This is a genomic window from Rathayibacter rubneri, from assembly GCF_023743255.1.
GTDB classification, from domain to species: domain Bacteria; phylum Actinomycetota; class Actinomycetes; order Actinomycetales; family Microbacteriaceae; genus Rathayibacter; species Rathayibacter rubneri.
The window spans coordinates 1-17959 of sequence record NZ_JAMRYM010000045.1 but is presented as its reverse complement, the minus strand read 5'-3'; the positions used below and the strand labels follow the sequence as shown (position 1 = coordinate 17959).

The window sequence follows — 17959 nt, the reverse complement described above, 5'->3', positions numbered from 1 at the left end:
TGCTGCGGATCCCCGTTCGAAACACGCGGGAAACGTCGAAGGACGACGATGGCCCCTGTCCACGGAGCTCGGCCGGGAGCGTTGCCTTCGGGCGGACGGCCCACCACAGTGGGGACCACGGTCTCTCGGCTCCGCATCCGCACGGCGCCGAGGCGCCCGAGGAGTTCCGCCGATGGAGACCCGCCGGCGGATGACCCCACGTCATGGAGGTACCGATGACCATCGTCCGCGCAGCGATCACCCAGACCACCTGGACCGGCGACAAGGAGTCGATGCTCGACAAGCACGAGCAGATGGCCCGCGACGCCGCGGCCGACGGAGCGCAGATCGTCTGCTTCCAGGAGCTGTTCTACGGCCCCTACTTCGGCATCACGCAGGACAAGAAGTACTACCGCTACGCCGAGCCCGCGGACGGGCCGATCGTGCAGCGCTTCGCGGCGCTGGCGAAGGAGCTCGGCGTCGTGATGATCCTCCCGATCTACGAGGAGGAGCAGACCGGGGTGTACTACAACACCGCGGTCGTGGTCGATGCCGACGGCACGATCCTCGGCAAGTACCGCAAGCACCACATCCCGCACCTCGACCGCTTCTGGGAGAAGTTCTACTTCCGCCCGGGCAACCTCGGCTTCCCGGTGTTCGACACCGCCGTCGGCAAGGTGGGCGTGCACATCTGCTACGACCGGCACTTCCCGGAGGGGTGGCGCGAGCTGGGTCTGAACGGGGCGCACCTCGTCTTCAACCCCAACGCGACCAAGCCCGGGCTCTCGAACCGCCTGTGGGAGGTCGAGGGGCCGGCCGCCGCCGTGGCGAACGGCTACTTCGTGCTCCAGCCCAACCGCGTGGGCCGCGAGGACAACGAGTACGGCGAGCTCGCCGTCGACTTCTACGGCACGAGCCAGGTCATCGATCCGCGGGGGAACTTCGTCGGCGAGCGCGGCTCCGGGCAGAGCGAGGAGATCCTGATCCGCGATCTCGATCTCGACATGGTGCAGGAGATGCGCGACGACTGGCAGTTCTACCGCGACCGCCGGCCGGAGTCGTACACCAGCATCCCGAAGCCGTGACCGCCCGATCCACCCAGGAGCGACGATGAAGACACTCATCACCAACGGCACGGTCGTGAACGCGACCGGCACCGGCACGGCGGACGTGCTGATCGACGGCGAGACCATCGCCGCGGTCCTCGCGCCGGGATCCACGCTGCTCGGCTTCGATCTCGCGGCGAACGTCGACCGTGTGATCGATGCGGCGGGGAAGTACGTGATCCCCGGTGGGATCGACGCCCACACGCACATGGAGATGCCGTTCGGCGGCACGTTCGCCTCGGACACGTTCGAGACGGGCACGCGGGCCGCGGCGTGGGGCGGCACGACCTCGATCGTCGACTTCGTGGTCCAGTACCCGGGCGAGAGCGTCGTGGACCGCTACCAGGCCTGGCAGGCGAAGGCCGCGGGGGAGTGCGCCATCGACTACGGCTTCCACCAGATCCTCTCGGACGTGCAGGACTCGTCGCTGGTCGCGATGGACGAGCTGATGGACGAGGGCGTGACCAGCTTCAAGCTGTTCATGGCCTACAAGGGCGTGTTCCTCTCGGACGACGGGCAGATCCTGCGGGCGTTCCAGAAGGGCGCCTCGAACGGGGCGATGATGATGATGCACGCCGAGAACGGCGCCATCATCGACGAGCTGGTGAAGCAGTCGCTGGCGGCCGGGAACACCTCGCCCTACTTCCACGGCACGTCGCGGCCGTGGCAGGCGGAGGAGGAGGCGACGCACCGGGCGATCATGATCGCCGATCTCACCGGTGCGCCCCTCTACGTCGTGCACGTCTCGGCGAAGCAGGCCGTGGAGCAGATCGCGCAGGCCCGCGACCGCGGCATGAACGTGTTCGGCGAGACCTGCCCGCAGTACCTCTACCTCTCGCTCGAGGAGCAGCTGGGCGCGCCGGGCTTCGAGGGCGCGAAGTGGGTGTGCTCGACGCCGCTGCGCTCGAAGGCGGAGGGGCACCAGCACCACATGTGGCAGTCGCTGCGGACCAACGACATCCAGATGGTCTCGACCGACCATTGCCCCTTCTGCATGAAGGGCCAGAAGGACATGGGCGTCGGCGACTTCTCGAAGATCCCCAACGGGATCGGCTCGGTGGAGCACCGCATGGATCTGATGTACCAGGGCGTCGTGTCCGGGCAGATCTCGCTGCCGCGCTGGGTGGAGCTCACCTCCACGACTCCCGCGCGGATGTTCGGGATGTACGGGAAGAAGGGCGTGATCCAGCCCGGAGCCGACGGCGACGTCGTCGTCTACGACCCGGATGGGCACACCTCGATCGGCATCGGCGAGGGGCGCAGCCACCACATGAGCATGGACTACTCGGCGTGGGAGGGGTTCGAGATCGACGGCCACGTCGACACCGTGATCTCGCGCGGGAAGGTCGTCGTCGAGGACGGGCAGTACATCGGCACGAAGGGCGACGGGAAGTACATCAAGCGGGGCCTCTCGCAGTACTTGATCTGAGCTCGGAGCATCGCTCCGAGCTCCGATCAAGAAAGGCGGCCAGCCCCGCGACCACCGTCGCGGCCCCACGGAAGACCTCGAAGCGTAACGGCGACCCTCAATGGGTCGCACGACACGTCCGCCAGCACCTGCACGACCGCATCTCAGAAGGAACCCCATGGACTTCGGAGTCGTCCTCCAGACCAACCCGCCCGCCTCGCGCACCGTCGCCCTCGCCGTCCTGGCCGAGACCTACGGCTTCGACTACGCGTGGACCTTCGACTCGCACCTGCTCTGGCAGGAGCCCTACGTCATCTACTCGCAGATCCTCGAGAAGACCCACCGCATCACGGTCGGCCCGATGGTCACCAACCCCGCGACCCGCGACTGGACGGTCATCGCCTCCCTGCACGCGACGCTCAACGAGATGTACGGCAATCGCACGGTGTGCGGGATCGGCCGCGGCGACTCCGCGGTGCGGGTGACGGGAGGCGCCCCGACGACGCTCAAGGCGCTGCGGGAGTCGATCCACGTCATCCGCGAGCTCGCCAACAGCCGCTCGGTCGAGTACAACGGCTCGACCCTGCAGTTCCCGTGGAGCCGCGGCTCGTCGCTGGAGATGTGGGTGGCGGCCTACGGACCGCTCGCGCTCAAGCTGGCGGGCGAGGTCGGCGACGGATTCATCCTGCAGCTCGCCGACGTCGACATCGCGCGCTGGATGATCAGCACGGTCAAGGAGGCGGCCGCGAACGTGGGCCGCGACCCGGAGTCGCTGCAGTTCTGCATCGCTGCGCCCATGTACATCGGCACGGACCGAGCCCACATGTACGAGCAGTGCCGCTGGTTCGGCGGCATGGTCGGCAACCACGTCGCCGACATCGTCGGGCGCTACGGGACGAGCGGTGCGGTGCCCCAGGCCCTGACCGACTACATCGCGGGGCGCGAGGGCTACGACTACAACGAGCACGGGAGGGCGGGCAACAGCCACACCTCGTTCGTGCCGGACGAGATCGTGGAGCGCTTCTGCGTCCTCGGCACGGCCGAGGAGCACATCGCGAAGCTCGAGGCGCTCGCCGCGATCGGCGTCACCCAGTTCGCCGGCTACCTCCAGCACGACAACAAGGAGGAGACGCTGCGCGTCTACGGCGAGCGCGTGATCCCGGCTCTCGGCCCGCACATCACGGCCAAGGCATGAGGGCTCCGGCCGCGACGCGCGGGATCCTGCTCGGCGCGGCCGGCCTGCTCCTGCTCGCTGCGGTCTGGGAGGCGTACAAGGCGCTCGGACCCGAGGCGGGAGTGGTCGTCGGTGGCGTCACCGTGCTCCCGCGCACGAGCGCGATCGCGATGCCGCACCTGTGGGAGATCGCGGCGCGCCTCGCCGAGCCGGTGACGGGTGCCCGCGGGGCGCCCGCGCTGTGGCTCGCCGTGCTGCAGGCCAGCGCCTTCTCCCTCGGCATCGCCGCGGTCGGCTGGGTCGTCGGGGTGGTCGTCGGGATGCTGCTCGCCCTGCTGATGCAGCGCTTCCGCACCGCGGAGTCGGCGGTGCTGCCGTGGATCGTGCTCAGCCAGACGGTGCCGCTCATCGCGATCGCGCCCCTGGTGCGCCGCTGGGGCTCGCAGCTCGAGCTCGGCGCGTTCACCTGGGAGAACTGGATGTCGGTGGCGCTGATCGCCTCCTACCTCGCTTTCTTCCCCGTCTCGATCGGGGCGCTGCGCGGGCTCGGATCCCCGGCCGTGCACCAGGTCGAGCTGATGCGGGTCTACGGGGTGGGCTGGTGGAAGACGCTGCTGCGCCTCCGCCTGCCCGCGAGCGTGCCCTACCTGCTGCCGGCGCTGCGCCTCGGGGCGGTCAGCGCGGTCATCGGCACCGTGGTCGCCGAGGTCTCGATCGGCCTGCGCGGCGGAGTCGGCCGCATGATCATCGAGTTCGCCTCCGCCGCCGGGGGAGACCCGGCCAAGCCCTGGGCGCCGATCCTGGGCGCGGTGCTGGTCGGCCTCGCGGCCGCCGGCGCCGTCGCGCTGATCGGGGTCGCCCTCCGTCCGTACCGCAGAGGGGAGCAGCCCGCATGAGCGCTGCCGAGTCCGCCGTCGTCGTCGACGCCGTCACCAAGACGTTCAGCACGAAGAAGGGCGCGAGCGTCACCGCCCTGCAGGAGGTGTCGCTGGAGATCGCGGCGGGCGAGTTCGTCTCGCTGATCGGGCCGTCCGGCTGCGGCAAGTCGACGCTCCTGCGCCTCATCGCCGATCTCGACGAGCCGTCGTCGGGTGCGATCTCGGTCTTCGGCAAGACCGCCCGGCGCGCCCGCCTCGACCAGGACTACGGCATCGCCTTCCAGCAGGCGGGACTGCTGCCCTGGCGCAGCATCCGCGCCAACATCGCGCTGCCGCTCGAGCTGCACGGGGCGAGCGCGGCCGCTCGGCGCTCGCGCGTCGACGAGCTGCTCGCGCTCGTGGGGCTCGGCGACTTCGCCGACTCCTACCCCGACCAGCTCTCGGGGGGGATGCAGCAGCGCGTCGCGATCGCGCGCGCGCTCGCGGAGAGCCCTCGGCTGCTCCTGATGGACGAGCCCTTCGGCGCGCTGGACGAGATGACCCGCGAGCGGATGCAGACGGAGCTGCTGCGCATCCGCACCGAGACCGGGGCGGCCGTCGTGTTCGTGACCCACTCGATCCCGGAGGCGGTGTTCCTGTCGGACCGGGTCGTCGTGATGTCGCCGCGCCCGGGCCGGATCCGCGACGTGCTCGCCATCCGCCTGCCCGAGGCCGCCGAGCGCGGAGAGGGCGTCCGCGAGGACGAGGCCTTCTTCCGCGACGTCGGTGCTGTGCGCGAGCTGCTGCACGGCGAGGCGGCGGCCGTGCCGCGCGGGGTGGAGAACCGATGACGGCCCCGGCGCTGGCGCGCAGCGTCCTCGCGCCGCTGCTGCTCGGCGCGGCGGCGCTGGTGCTCTGGCAGGTGGTCGTGACGGCGCTCGACGTGAAGCCGTTCGTGCTCCCGTCGCCGGTGGCCATCGGGGCGGAGTTCGCGCAGAACCTCGGGTCGGTCGCCTCCGGCAGCCGAGTCACCGGGGGGAACGCGCTGATCGGACTCGTCGCCGGCGCGGTGATCGCGGTGGTCGTCGCGAGCCTCGCGGCGCTGCTGCGGCTCTTCGACGGCCTCGTCGCTCCCATCGTCGCCGCGGCCGCGGTGGTGCCGATCGTCGCGCTGGCGCCGGTGCTGTACACGATGTTCGGAGCGAGCGCCGAGACCGCGCGGCAGCTCGTCGCGGCTCTCGCCGTCTTCGTGCCGGTCTACGTGAACACGCTCCGGGGGCTGCGCCAGGCCACTCCGGTGCACCGCGATCTGATGCGGGCCTACGCCGCGACGCCGTGGCAGAGCACGCTCACGATCACCCTCCCCGCCGCCGTGCCGTTCTTCTTCACGGGACTGCGGATCGCCTCCTCCCTCGCCGTCATCTCGGCGCTGGTCGCCGAGTACTTCGGCGGCCCGGTCGGCGGACTCGGCAAGTCGATCACCACGGCGGCCTCGGGCAGCGACTACGCGCTCGCCTACGCCTACGTGCTCGGCGCCGTGCTCGTCGGCCTCCTGTTCTACTGCGCCACCGCGGGGCTCGAGGCCCTGGCTCTGCGGCGCAGTCGCGCGCGCTGATCCGTCAGCCGCACCCCTCCGGGTCCGCCCGGCGCTCCACCGTTCCACCCGGGTCCGCCCGGCGCTCCACCTGCACCACGGCACGTCGCTCCCCAGCACCGCCCAGGCACGTCCTGCACCACACCACCAGGAGGAACAGTGAACAGACGCACGCGCATCGCGACGACCACGACGGCGGGGCTCGCCGCCGTCGGTCTCGCGCTCACCGGATGCAGCGCATCCGGAACCGACGACGGCGGCTCGGGATCCGGCGAGGGCGACCTCACGCCGGTCACCCTGCAGCTGCAGTGGGTCGCCCAGGCCCAGTTCGCCGGCTACTACGCCGCTCTCGACCAGGGCTACTACGAGGACGAGGGCCTGGACGTGACCATCGCCGAGGGCGGCGGCGACATCGTGCCGCAGGACGTCCTCGCCTCCGGAGACGCGGACTACGCGATCTCGTGGGTGCCGAAGGTGCTCGGATCGATCGAGCAGGGCGCGGCGATCACCGATGTCGCGCAGATCTTCGAGCGCAGCGCCACCACGCAGATCTCGTTCAAGGACGCGGGCATCACCTCGCCCGCCGATCTGTCGGGCAAGACGGTCGGCAGCTGGGGCTACGGCAACGAGTGGGAGCTCTTCGCCGGCATGCAGCAGGACGGAGTCTCGCTCGACGACATCTCGCTCGTGCAGCAGCAGTTCGACATGAACGGCTTCCTCGCCGGCGACATCGACGCGGCGCAGGCGATGACCTACAACGAGTACGCGCAGGTGCTCGAGAGCGTGAACCCGGAGACGGGCGAGCTGTACACGCCCGACGACCTGAACGTCATCAGCTGGAACGACGTCGGCACCGCGATGCTGCAGGACGCCATCTGGGCCGACGCCGAGAAGCTCGAGAGCGACGACGCGTACGCCGAGCAGACCGTCGCGTTCGTGAAGGCCTCGATCAAGGGCTGGATCTACGCGAAGGACAACCCGGAGGAGGCGGCCGACATCGTGACCGCTGCCGGATCGACGCTCGGCACGAGCCACCAGCTCTGGATGACCAACGAGGTCAACAAGCTGATCTGGCCCTCGACGGGTGGCATCGGCATGATCGACGAGGCCGCCTGGCAGCAGACCGTCGACATCGCGAAGGAGACGCAGAACGAGACCGGCGCGACGATCATCAGCGACGACCCGCCGGAGACGGCCTACTCGAACGAGTACGTCGAGAAGGCGCTGGCCGAGCTCGAGGAGGAGGGCGTCGACACGAGCGGCGCCGACTTCGAGCCGATCGAGGTGACGCTGCAGGAGGGCGGCGCCTGATCCGTGCCCCCCGGGCCGGGGTCGTCGCTCGCGACGGCTCCGGCCCTTCCGCGTTCTCGGCCGGTCCGCGCCGCGTCCTCGGGTGCGGTGCGCCCTCGACTTCGGCGCCTCCCGCTCGGACGGCGCTCCCGGGCGTAAGATGGATCCTCGTGACTACTTTCCGAAAGACGCCGTTCACCGTGCACGTGCGCGATCTCATCGGCCGTCCGGGGGAGATGCGCGAGCACCGTCTCGACATCGACGCGCCCGAGCAGTACGGCGAGGGGATCGTGGCCGTCCGCGAGGGCGCTCCGATCGAGCTCGACGTCCGCGTGGAGTCGGTGCACGAGGGGATCCTGGCCAGTGTCGAGGTCTCGGCGGAGGCCGTCGGCGAGTGCAGCCGGTGCCTCACCGACATCTCCCTGCCTGTCGATGTCGAGTTCCAGGAACTTTTCGCGTACTCTTCTGACGAAGCTTTCGACTATGAGGTTCACGACGACCACGTGGATCTTGAACCTCTGGTCAGGGATGCGGTGGTTTTGTCGCTGCCGTTCCAGCCGGTCTGCCGGCCGGATTGTCCGGGCCTCGACCCCGTCACGGGGGAGCGGCTGGCCGATTCCTCCGAGCGCGAACCCGATGCGCCGCACGACCCCAGGTGGGCCGCGCTCGCCGGGTTGAGCGAGACGGGGAACGGCGGGGCCGCAGCGCCCGGAGCTTCCGCAGACAGCGGTGCAGGCGCGAACGCCCGCACCGAATCCGACTAGCCCCGTTACGGGACCTTAGGTAGAGAAGAGAGAATCATGGCTGTTCCCAAGAGGAAGAAGTCCCGCGCGAACACCCACGCCCGTCGTTCGCAGTGGAAGGCCGAGGCCCCCAAGCTGGTCAAGACCGTCGAGAACGGCAAGGTCGTCTACAGCCTTCCCCACCGCGCCAAGGTCGTCGAGGACTCCGCGGGCACCGCGCTGTTCCTCGAGTACAAGGGCCGCAAGGTCGCCGACGTCTGATCCGACTCCTCCGGCCGTCCGCCGCTCAGCGGCGGGCGACGAGTGGTCCATGGTGAACCAGACCTCCGCATCACCCTCCAGCGACGACCGGTCGCGTCTGGAGGCCACGCTCGGCGTGAGCCTCGACGGTGAGCTCTTCGAGCTCGCCCTGACGCACCGGTCGTTCGCTTTCGAGCACGGGGGGATCCCGCACAACGAGCGCCTCGAGTTCCTCGGCGACTCGATCCTCGGGCAGGCCGTCACGGTGATGCTCTACACGGAGTACCCGACTCTCAGCGAGGGCGACCTCGCGAAGCGGCGCGCGAGCCTCGTCTCGACGGTCGCGCTGGCAGAGATCGCCCGCGGTATCGGTCTGGGCGAGTTCATCCGGCTCGGTCGAGGCGAGGAGCTCACCGGCGGGCGCGAGAAGGCGTCGATCCTCGCCGACACGGTCGAGGCGATCATCGGAGCCGTGTACCTCGGCACCGGGCCCGACGCCGCGCGGGACCTCGTCCTGCGCCTGATCGCTCCGCTCCGCGCGGATCCGGGACGCTTCGGCGTGTCGATGGACCCCAAGACGAGCCTGCAGGAGGCGGCCGCCGAGCGCGGTGCGCCCGCCCCGCGCTACGAGATCGCCGCCACCGGGCCCGACCACAACAAGGTGTTCGTGGCCACCGTGATCGTCGGCGGTCTCGTCACCGCCCGCGGTGAGGGGACGAGCAAGAAGGCCGCTGAGATGGCCGCGGCGCTGGACGCGTGGACGCGGCTCGCGGCGCTCCCTCCCGTCACCGGGACCTGACGTGCCCGAGCTGCCCGAGGTCGAGGTGGTGCGCGCCGGCCTCGCCCCGGCCGTCACGGGATCCCTGGTGACCGGTGTCGAGATCGTCGACGAGCGCTCGCTGAAGCGCCACGTGCATCCGCACGGCACGTTCGAGCGCCTGCTGGTCGGCCGCCGACTCGCCGGAGCCGTGCGCCGCGGGAAGTTCCTCTGGATGCCCGCCGGCCGCGACGAGGCGCTGCTCGTGCACCTCGGGATGAGCGGGCAGGTGCTGCTGCGGGCCGCGGATGCTCCGCCGGCGAGGCAGACGCGCATCCGGATCGGCATCGAGCACCCCGAGCACGGGGAGCTCGCCCTGCACTTCGTCGACCAGCGGATCTTCGGCTCGATGGCGATCGACACGCTCGAGCCGACGCCGGACGGCGCCTCTGGCGGCTACTCCGGTGACGGACCGCTCGGCGACTGGGCTGCGCGACTGCCCTCCCAGGTGGCCCACATCGCGCGGGACCCGCTCGACCCGTCGTTCGACCTCTCCGGCATCGTGACGGCGCTCGGGCGCCGGAACAGCGGGATCAAGCGGGCACTGCTCGATCAGACCCTCGTCAGCGGCATCGGCAACATCTACGCGGACGAGTCGCTGTGGGCGGCCGAGCTGCACCCGGAGCGCTCGAGCGCGTCGCTGAGCGAGCCGCGCCTCCGCCGGCTCTTCGCGGAGGTGCGCTCGGTGCTCGAGCGAGCACTGGCCGAGGGCGGCACGAGCTTCGACGCGCAGTACGTCAACGTGAACGGCGCGTCGGGGTACTTCTCGCACAGCCTGAACGCCTACGGGCAGACCGGGAAGCCGTGCCCGCGGTGCGGCGAGGCGATCGTGCGGGTGCCGTTCATGAACCGCTCCTCGCACCTGTGCCCGCACTGCCAGCTGCTGCCGCGGGTGGCGTAGGCGCTGCGCACCATCAGCCGAGGCAGGGGCCGAGGCCGGTCGGGCGCCGGCCGCCCCGCTCAGCCGATGGTCCGACGCGGCTCCGTCAGGCCGTCGCCTTCTCGGGCGCCGGGGCGTGCTTCACGTGCGCGACGAGGTGGCCGAACAGCGACGCGATCAGGGTGATCGCGGCCGCGATCGCGAGGCCGAGCCAGAGGCCGACGTCGAGGGCCAGGGCTCCGACACCGGCACCGGCCCCGATCAGCACGACGGCCGCGAGGCGGCGGAACCAGGGCTGGCCCTTGCCGCTGCCGAGCCAGGAGTCGGCGGCGAGGCCGGTGATGGTGGAGGTGACGACGACCGTGGTCACGTCCTTCACCGCGATGTGGCGGGCGGTCGCCGCCTGCAGGCCCATCGCGAGACCGAGGATGCCCGTGACGCTCAGCGCGAGCGGCTCCGGGTGCTCGGGGACGACGCCGAGGACGATCGCGAGGACGGCCATCAGCAGGCCGACGACAGTGAACAGCCAGGTCGAGCGCGTGGTCCAGCCGGTCTTGACGGGGCGCAGCACGCGGCCGCCGAGGGCGGCGCCGAGCATGAAGCCGACGAGAGCGATGATCGGGCCGATCACCGGCAGATCGTCCGCGCCGGCCAGCGCCATGCCGAGGATCACGACGTTGCCGGTCATGTTGCCGGTGAAGACGCGGTCGAGACCGAGGTAGCCGACGGCGTCGATGATGCCGGTCGAGAAGGTCAGGGCGAGCATGAGGCCGAGGTGGACGTTCTCGGTGCGGGTGCGCAGGCGTCGGAGCACGGGGGTCCTGTCGTCGGAGGGAGGGGAGACAGCAGCGAGAGGCGTTCCGGCACGCTCGCGACGGCGGGTCGCGCGCTCGAGTGCATCTCGCGGGGGTGGAGCGGAGGCTCGGCCCCGCCGATCCTGCCACGGATGCGCGCGAAGAGACGAAACACGGCTTCGGTACTGTCGGACGGTCGCGGGAGGCTCCCGCGCAGGAAGGCGGGCGGCGCATGCGGCTGGCGGAGTGGGCGGTGCAGCCCGGTGAGTCGATCCCGGAGGGCGTGGAGTACCTGCCCGCGAGCGCGGACTCCGTGCTCTGGGGGCGCCTGCCCTGCGCGAGCGACCACGCGGTGCTGACGATCGACTCCGGTGCCGAGGTCGTCATCGACACCCTCAGCCACGAGGGCGTCCTGGAGGACCAGGGCCGCGATCCGGTCGCGTTCTTCGGCGGGCACGGCGTCGCTCCCGAGGGCGTGCTGCGCGACGCGATCGAGCTCGCCGCCTCCGGTCCGTTCCGCGATGTCGAGGCCGACGGACCGCACGTCGTCACCGGTCCGATCGCCGTGAGGGGCGCGCAGCCGGGCGACCTGCTGCGGATGACCCTGGTCGAGGCCGAGCCGCGGGTGCCGTACGGGGTGATCTCGAACCGGCACGGTCGCGGAGCGCTGCCGGGGGAGTACCCGCTCGCGGCGGGGCCCTTCAGCGCCTTCGCGCACGTCGAGGACGGTGCCGACGGGATCCGGCGCGGAGTGCTTCCGCTGGTCGCGGGCGGTGAGCGCTCGGCCAGATTCGAGCTGCACCCGTTCCTCGGGATCATGGGCGTGGCGGTCGCGGGCGACGAGCGCCCGCACTCCGTGCCGCCCGGTCCGCACGGCGGGAACATCGACATCTCGCTGCTGACGGCCGGGACGAGCCTCTACCTGCCGGTGCAGGTGCCAGGAGCGCTCGCCTACGTCGGCGATCCGCACTTCGCGCAGGGCGACGGGGAGGTCGCGCTCACGGCGATGGAGGCGAGCCTGCGGGTGCGGGTGCGCTTCGAGGTGGTGCCGCGCGCCGACGCGCTCGCGGCGTTCGGCGACCTCGTCGGGCCGCTGGGGGAGACGAGCGAGTTCCTGGTGCCGACCGGCATGGACGCCGACCTCGACGTCGCGGTGCAGAACTGCGTGCGCGCGGCGATCGCGCTGCTGCAGGCCCGCTACGGGATGGACGCGAGCCTGGCCTACGCGTACCTCAGTGCGGCGACCGACTTCAACATCTCGCAGGTCGTCGACCTGGTGAAGGGCGTGCACGCCCGCGTCCGGACGGCGGACTTCGATGCCTGACGCGCGGGTGACGACGCTCGAGGGCGAGCTGCCGGACGGACTGGTCGACGCGGTGCTGGCCTACGAGGCGGCGCTGGCGGCCGACGACGTGCCGGCGCTGGCGGACGCCTTCGCGGACGCGCCGACGACGCTGCGCGCCGACGCCTCCGGTCTTCTCGTGGGGCACGAGGCGATCACCGGCTTCCGCGGGCGGCGGGGCGGCACTCCCCGGCGCGCGCTCGAGCAGCTGCACGTGCGGGCCGTCGACGCCTCGACGGCGCTGGTCGTGTCGGTGAACCGTCCGGCGGGCGGCGGTCGGGGCACGGTGACGCAGCTCTGGTCGCGGTCCGAGGGTGTGTGGCGGGTGCGCGCGGCGCAGGTGCAGGCTCCCGCTCCGGCGCTCGACGCACGGGTCTGGCGCGTCGTGGGCGCTCCGCTCGTGCCGCCGACGGCTCCGGGCGCCCTCGACGGACTCGACGTCGCGGTCAAGGACCTCTTCGCGGTCCAGGGCCAGCGCATCGGCGCCGGAGTCCCCGCCCGCCTCGCGGAGTCCCGGCCGTCGACGACGACCGCACCCGCCGTCTCGATGCTCCTGGAGGCGGGCGCCGCCGTCCGCGGCATCGCCCAGACCGACGAGTTCGCCTACAGCATCGCGGGCCGCAACTCCGGCTACGGGACCCCGCCGAACCCCGCCGTGCCCGGCGCGATCCCGGGCGGCTCGTCGAGCGGGCCGGCGACCGCCGTCTCGCTCGGGCAGGCGGCCGTCGGCCTCGCCACCGACACGGCGGGCTCGATCCGCGTGCCCGCCTCGTACCAGGGGCTCTGGGGGCTGCGGACGACGCACGGCGCGGTGCCGGTCGACGGGCTGCTGCCGCTGGCTCCGAGCTTCGACACCGTGGGCTGGCTGACGCGCGACGCCGCGACGCTGCTGCGCACGGCGCGGGTCGGACTGCGGGGATCCCGGCAGCGCCCGCTCGGCGGAGGCGTCGCGATCGCGCCGGCCCTGCTCGCGTCGGCCGACCCGGCCGTGCGGAGTGCGTTCACGGACGTGGTCGAGGCGCTGGTCGCCTCCGGAGTGCTCCGGGCCCCCGAGGGCGTCGAGCTGCCGCCCGTCGACGGGATGTTCGAGGCCTTCCGGACCGTGCAGGCGGCGGAGGCGTGGGCCGCCGACGGCGAGTGGGTCGCGGCGCATCCGGGTGCTCTCGCTCCGGACGTGCAGAGCCGGTTCGACGCCGCCTCGCTGCTGGCCCCCGAGACCGTCGCCGCTGCCCGGCTGCGTCTCGCCGGGTTCAGGGAGGCGCTCGACGCCGCCCTCGACGGCCGTGTGCTGCTCCTGCCCTCCGCCTCTTCGCCCGCTCCGGCGCTCGACGCAACGGCCGAGCGGATCGACGCGGTGCGGTCGGCGACGCTGAGCATGACCTGCGTCGCGGGGATCGGCGGATACCCGGCCCTGTCGGTGCCGCTGCTCAGCGTGGACGGGGCTCCTGTCGGGCTCTGCCTGGTCGGCGGGCGCGGCACGGATCTCGCGCTGATCGAGCTCGCCGCCGCCTTCGGCCGGTCTTGATCGCCGGGTGCGCCGAAACACGGGTGAAACGTCTGTTCCGTATGCTGAGCGCTTGAAACAGGTTTTCCTCCTGCGTCCCCGTCCGTGAAGAGGTGGTTCCCATTCCGACCGCGCCCGCGATCTCGACGTTCCTGCCGATCGACCCGCCCCCGCGGCTCCTGATGGGCCCCGGTCCGATCAACGCGGACCCCCGCGTGCTGCGCGCCATGTCGGCGCAGCTCGTCGGCCAGTACGACCCCTCCATGACCGCGTACATGACCGAGACGCAGGAGCTCTACCGCCGCGTCTTCGTCACGGAGAACGAGAAGACGCTGCTCGTCGACGGCACCAGCCGCGCGGGCATCGAGGCCGCCCTCGTCTCGATGCTCGAGCCGGGCGACCGCGTGCTCGTGCCCGTCTTCGGCCGCTTCGGCCACCTCCTCCGCGAGATCGCCGAGCGCTGCGGAGCCGAGGTGCACGTCATCGAGGCGGAGTGGGGCCAGGTGTTCCCCGTCTCGGTCATCGCGGAGGCGATCGAGAAGGTGCGGCCGAAGGTGCTGGCCGTCGTGCACGGCGACACCTCGACCACGATGGCGCAGCCGCTCGAGGAGCTCGGCGCGATCTGCGAGAAGCACGGCGTGCTCTTCTACACCGACGTCACGGCGTCGCTGGCGGGCAACCCGTTCCGGACCGACGAGCTGGGGCTCGACGCGGTCACGGCCGGGCTGCAGAAGTGCCTCGGCGGACCCTCCGGGTCGGCGCCCGCCACCTTCTCGGAGAAGGCCGTCGCGGTCATCGAGTCGCGCAAGAGCATCGAGGCGGGCATCCGCGACGAGGGCGACGCGGTCAGCGCGCACCCCGTCCGCTCGAACTACTTCGACCTCGGCATGGTCTTCGACTACTGGGGTCCGCGCCGGCTCAACCACCACACCGAGGCCACCACGATGCTCTACGGCGCGCGGGAGTGCGCCCGGATCATCGTGGAGGAGGGGCTCGAGAACACGATCGCCCGGCACCGGCTGCACGGGGCGGCGATGCTCGCCGGCGTGCAGGGCCTCGGCCTCGAGGTCTTCGGCGACGTCTCGCACAAGATGAGCAACGTCGTCGCGGTCCGCATCCCCGAGGGAGTGAACGGAGACGCGGTGCGCGGTGCGATGCTCGAGGACTTCGGCATCGAGATCGGCACGTCCTTCGGTCCGCTGCACGGCAAGGTGTGGCGCATCGGCACGATGGGCTACAACGCCCGCCCCGACACCGTGCTGACCACGCTCGCGGCACTCGAGGCGGTGCTGCGCCGGGCGGGTGCGCGCGTCGCCCCGGGCGGCGGGGTGGACGGCGCCTACGGCGTGTACGGGGGCGCCGCGTGAGCGCCGTCGACGCCGCCGCGATCATGGAGCGCTGCGACCTGCTCGCGGCCGTCTCGAGCACGCGCGGCGCGATCGAGCGCGTCTACCTCTCTCCGGAGCACGCCCGCGTCAACGCGATGGCGGCGGCCTGGATGGAGGAGGCGGGCATGCGCTCGTGGCAGGACGCCGCGGGCAACCAGTGCGGCCGCTACGAGGGGGCCACGCCGGGTCAGCCCGCGCTGATGCTCGGCTCGCACCTCGACACGGTGATCGACGCCGGCCGCTACGACGGGATCCTCGGCGTGATGCTGGCGATCGGAGTCGTCTCGCGGCTCAACGCCGCGGGCGTCCGCCTGCCGTTCGCGATCGAGGTCGTCGCGTTCGGCGACGAGGAGGGCACCCGCTTCGGCACCGCTCTGCTCGGATCGCGTGCGGTCGCCGGCACCTGGGACGAGCACTGGTGGGAGCTGGAGGACGCGCAGGGCACGACGCTCGTCGAGGCGTTCCACGAGTTCGGACTCGACCCCTCCCGCATCTCGACGGCGGCGCGCGCGGCCGACGACCTGCTCGGCTACCTCGAGGCGCACATCGAGCAGGGCCCGTACCTCGAGGAGGCCGATCGGGCGCTCGGAGTCGTCTCCTCCATCGCCGGCGCCCGCCGCTTCGCCGTCACGCTCACCGGCAAGGCCGGTCACGCGGGCGGCGTGCCCTTCGACCGCCGCCGCGACGCGCTCACCGGGGCTGCGGAGGCGGTGCTCGCCGTCGAGCGGATCGCCCGCGACAACGGCTGCATCGCGACCGTCGGCCGCCTCGAGGCGTTCCCCGGCGCGGTCAACGTGATCCCGGGCCGGGTCGAGTTCAGCATCGACCTGCGCGCCGAGTTCGACGACGTCCGCGACCGCGTGTGGGACGGGATCCAGCACGCGATGTCGGAGTCGGCCGGCCGCCGCCGTCTCTCGCTGACCGTCGAGGAGACCCACGGCGCTCCCGCCGTCGTCGCGTCCGCGGCGCTCCAGGACGTGATCCGCGAGGGCATCCGCGCGACCGGCGACGAGGAGCCGATGGTCCTGTTCTCGAAGGCGGGCCACGACGCCATGGCGATCGCCGAGCTCACCGACTACGCGATGCTCTTCCTCCGCTGCGAGGGCGGCGTCAGCCACCACCCCGAGGAGAACGTGACCGAGGCCGACGTGGCCGTGGCGCTCGACGCCTTCGAGGCGGCGGTGCACGCCTTCGCGAGGTCGCGGGCATGACGACGGCCGCTCCCTCCGACGCCGAGGCGCTGCCGAGCATCGGGCACCGCATCGACGCGGGCTACGCGTCGCTCTCGCGGCAGGAGCAGCGGGCGGCCGACTTCATCCTGGACCACCTGGGCGATCTCGCGATCTACACGGCCACCGAGCTCGCCGCGCACAGCGGAGTGTCGAAGGCGACGGTGTCGCGGCTCTTCCGCCGCCTCGGCTTCTCGAACTCGCAGGAGGTGCGCGAGCACGCCCGCGCGCTGCGCAGCTCCGGGGTCCCCGTCGGACCGGCCTCCGCCCACGGCGACCCCATCGCCGCCCACCTCGAGAGCGAGCGCGCCAATCTGCAACGCCTCGCCTCGACGTTCGGCGACGGGCGCCTCGATCGGGCGGTGCGGCTCGTCGCCGACGCCCGCGAGGTCGTGGTCGTCGGGATGCGCAACAGCTACCCCGTGGCGCTCCACCTGCGCCAGCAGCTCGCCCAGGCCCGGGCGCGCGTCCGGGTCGCCCCGCAGCCGGGGCAGTCGCTGGGCGAGGAGATCGTGGGGCTCGGCGCCGAGGACGTCGTCGTGCTGGTGGGCTTCCGGCGCCGGCCCTCGTCGTTCGCGGCGCTGCTCGACGGACTCGCCGACCGCGGGGTGCCGGTCGTGCTGCTCGCCGATCCCCGGGCCCGCCGGTTCGCCGACCGCACCGCGGTCTGGCTCGAGTGCCCGGTCGACAGCGAGGCGGCCTTCGACAGCTACGCCGCGGCGATGAGCGCGGTCGCGCTGCTCGCCTCGGGGGTCCTCGGCGCCCGTCCGCGCGAGGCGCGCGAGCGGATCGCCGGGATCAGCACCGTCTACGCCGAGCTCTCCGAGATCGAGGATCGGGCGTGAGCGCCGTCGAGGCCGCGGATCTGATCCGTGCCCACGCCCGTCACCCGGTCGGCCGGATCGCGGAGGACGCGGGGGAGGACGTGCTCGGGCGCGCCGAGCTGCTCACGCCGACCTGCGGCGACCGGCTCGCGGTGCGCGTCGTGCGCGTCGACGACTCCGTGTCGCTGCGCTGGACGGGACGCGGCTGCGAGCTGTCCCAGGGCTCGGCGTCGCTGCTCGTCGACGGGCTCGACGGACTCGACGAGGACGCCCTGCGCTCTCGCGTCGGGGCGTTCCTGACCTCGATGAGGCTGCGGGTCGCCGACCCCGTGCTCGGCGACGAGGAGGCGCTGCTCGCAGTGGCGGCCAACCCCGTCCGCTCGGTCTGCGCGACACTCGCCTGGCGGGCGCTCGGCGACGCGCTGGATCAGGCGGGCCCGTCGTGATCGCGGCCGTCTGCCAGATCGCCGCACTCCACCTCGACCGCATCGCGGGCGCGCAGGTGGTCGCGGGCTCCGGAGTCGCCGTGCAGCCCGCCCTCCAGCGCCGCCCAGTGCGCGCGCCCGATGAGCACCGGATGACCGGGGCGACCGGAGTGGACGGCTCGCGTGAGCGCGTCGGGCGAGTCCGGGGCCGCCGCCAGGATGCGCGCGCCGACGGCGGCGGGCTCCTCGGGGAGGTCGACGAGCGTCACGAGCGCGGCGTCGCCGGTGGCCGCGGCGAGACCGGCGCGCAGAGAGGCGGACATCCCGTCCGCCCAGTCGTCGGCGACGACGACCTCCGCGCTTTC

Annotated in this window: 19 protein-coding genes; 17 read left to right on the top strand and 2 right to left on the bottom strand. The window is 72.1% G+C overall.

Annotation, left to right across the window (positions count from 1 at the left end; all coding sequences use genetic code 11):
- Positions 1 to 215 precede the first annotated feature (215 nt).
- From NB037_RS11300 to mutM, 11 genes are all read left to right on the top strand, one after another.
- Entirely contained in the window at positions 216 to 1064 is an 849-nt protein-coding gene (locus NB037_RS11300; protein WP_251945797.1) for a nitrilase-related carbon-nitrogen hydrolase, read from the top strand.
- Between the two features lie 25 nt (positions 1065 to 1089).
- Positions 1090 to 2514 (top strand): dihydropyrimidinase, encoded by a 1425-nt coding sequence (gene hydA, locus NB037_RS11295; RefSeq protein WP_251945794.1) that lies wholly within the window; start codon positions 1090 to 1092, stop codon positions 2512 to 2514.
- Between the two features lie 157 nt (positions 2515 to 2671).
- Positions 2672 to 3688, top strand: a complete 1017-nt coding sequence (locus NB037_RS11290; protein WP_251945791.1) for a TIGR03842 family LLM class F420-dependent oxidoreductase — start codon at positions 2672 to 2674, stop codon at positions 3686 to 3688.
- Complete coding sequence (locus NB037_RS11285) at positions 3685 to 4563, top strand: ABC transporter permease (RefSeq protein ID WP_251945789.1); 879 nt, start codon at positions 3685 to 3687, stop codon at positions 4561 to 4563. The genes NB037_RS11290 and NB037_RS11285 overlap by 4 nt, the downstream gene beginning before the upstream one ends.
- On the top strand, positions 4560 to 5375 hold the full coding sequence (locus tag NB037_RS11280; protein WP_251945788.1) for an ABC transporter ATP-binding protein: 816 nt from the start codon (positions 4560 to 4562) through the stop codon (positions 5373 to 5375). Before NB037_RS11285 ends, NB037_RS11280 begins: the two co-directional genes overlap by 4 nt.
- On the top strand, positions 5372 to 6139 hold the full coding sequence (locus NB037_RS11275) for an ABC transporter permease (protein WP_251945786.1): 768 nt from the start codon (positions 5372 to 5374) through the stop codon (positions 6137 to 6139). The genes NB037_RS11280 and NB037_RS11275 overlap by 4 nt, the downstream gene beginning before the upstream one ends.
- A gap of 138 nt (positions 6140 to 6277) precedes the next feature.
- Positions 6278 to 7429 carry an ABC transporter substrate-binding protein gene (locus NB037_RS11270; protein ID WP_251945784.1) on the top strand — a complete coding sequence of 384 codons (1152 nt, stop codon included), beginning with the start codon at positions 6278 to 6280 and terminating at the stop codon, positions 7427 to 7429.
- A gap of 215 nt (positions 7430 to 7644) precedes the next feature.
- A complete protein-coding gene (locus NB037_RS11265) occupies positions 7645 to 8172 on the top strand; it encodes a YceD family protein (protein WP_207402535.1) in 528 nt (175 codons plus the stop codon).
- A gap of 36 nt (positions 8173 to 8208) precedes the next feature.
- Positions 8209 to 8412: a 50S ribosomal protein L32 gene (rpmF, locus tag NB037_RS11260; RefSeq protein ID WP_207402392.1), complete on the top strand. Its 204-nt coding sequence runs from the start codon at positions 8209 to 8211 to the stop codon at positions 8410 to 8412.
- Positions 8413 to 8461: 49 nt separating this feature from the next.
- Positions 8462 to 9190: a ribonuclease III gene (gene rnc, locus NB037_RS11255; protein WP_251945782.1), complete on the top strand. Its 729-nt coding sequence runs from the start codon at positions 8462 to 8464 to the stop codon at positions 9188 to 9190.
- Between the two features lies 1 nt (position 9191).
- Complete coding sequence (mutM, locus tag NB037_RS11250) at positions 9192 to 10109, top strand: bifunctional DNA-formamidopyrimidine glycosylase/DNA-(apurinic or apyrimidinic site) lyase (protein ID WP_251945780.1); 918 nt, start codon at positions 9192 to 9194, stop codon at positions 10107 to 10109.
- 85 nt (positions 10110 to 10194) lie between these two features.
- Here the strand turns inward: mutM and NB037_RS11245 are convergent, their stop codons facing one another.
- On the bottom strand, positions 10195 to 10902 hold the full coding sequence (locus NB037_RS11245) for a YoaK family protein (protein WP_251945778.1): 708 nt from the start codon (positions 10900 to 10902) through the stop codon (positions 10195 to 10197).
- 212 nt (positions 10903 to 11114) lie between these two features.
- On the opposite strand from NB037_RS11245, the gene NB037_RS11240 reads away from it, so the two are divergent.
- The 6 genes from NB037_RS11240 to NB037_RS11215 all read left to right on the top strand — a co-directional run bounded on the left by NB037_RS11240 (position 11115) and on the right by NB037_RS11215 (position 17615).
- Positions 11115 to 12206: an acetamidase/formamidase family protein gene (locus NB037_RS11240; RefSeq protein WP_251945776.1), complete on the top strand. Its 1092-nt coding sequence runs from the start codon at positions 11115 to 11117 to the stop codon at positions 12204 to 12206.
- Positions 12199 to 13749 carry an AtzH-like domain-containing protein gene (locus NB037_RS11235; RefSeq protein ID WP_251945774.1) on the top strand — a complete coding sequence of 517 codons (1551 nt, stop codon included), beginning with the start codon at positions 12199 to 12201 and terminating at the stop codon, positions 13747 to 13749. Before NB037_RS11240 ends, NB037_RS11235 begins: the two co-directional genes overlap by 8 nt.
- Positions 13750 to 13910: 161 nt before the next feature.
- Positions 13911 to 15095: a pyridoxal-phosphate-dependent aminotransferase family protein gene (locus tag NB037_RS11230; RefSeq protein ID WP_251945813.1), complete on the top strand. Its 1185-nt coding sequence runs from the start codon at positions 13911 to 13913 to the stop codon at positions 15093 to 15095.
- Positions 15092 to 16327: an allantoate amidohydrolase gene (locus NB037_RS11225; protein ID WP_251945770.1), complete on the top strand. Its 1236-nt coding sequence runs from the start codon at positions 15092 to 15094 to the stop codon at positions 16325 to 16327. The genes NB037_RS11230 and NB037_RS11225 overlap by 4 nt, the downstream gene beginning before the upstream one ends.
- Positions 16324 to 17190 (top strand): MurR/RpiR family transcriptional regulator, encoded by an 867-nt coding sequence (locus tag NB037_RS11220; protein WP_251945768.1) that lies wholly within the window; start codon positions 16324 to 16326, stop codon positions 17188 to 17190. The genes NB037_RS11225 and NB037_RS11220 overlap by 4 nt, the downstream gene beginning before the upstream one ends.
- Positions 17187 to 17615 carry an iron-sulfur cluster assembly scaffold protein gene (locus NB037_RS11215; protein ID WP_251945766.1) on the top strand — a complete coding sequence of 143 codons (429 nt, stop codon included), beginning with the start codon at positions 17187 to 17189 and terminating at the stop codon, positions 17613 to 17615. The genes NB037_RS11220 and NB037_RS11215 overlap by 4 nt, the downstream gene beginning before the upstream one ends.
- On the opposite strand, the gene NB037_RS11210 is transcribed toward NB037_RS11215, so the two are convergent.
- The coding region (locus tag NB037_RS11210) for a nucleotidyltransferase family protein (RefSeq protein ID WP_251945764.1) at positions 17597 to 17959 on the bottom strand (363 nt) is incomplete at its 5' end. The two genes, NB037_RS11215 and NB037_RS11210, sit on opposite strands and share 19 nt — an antisense overlap.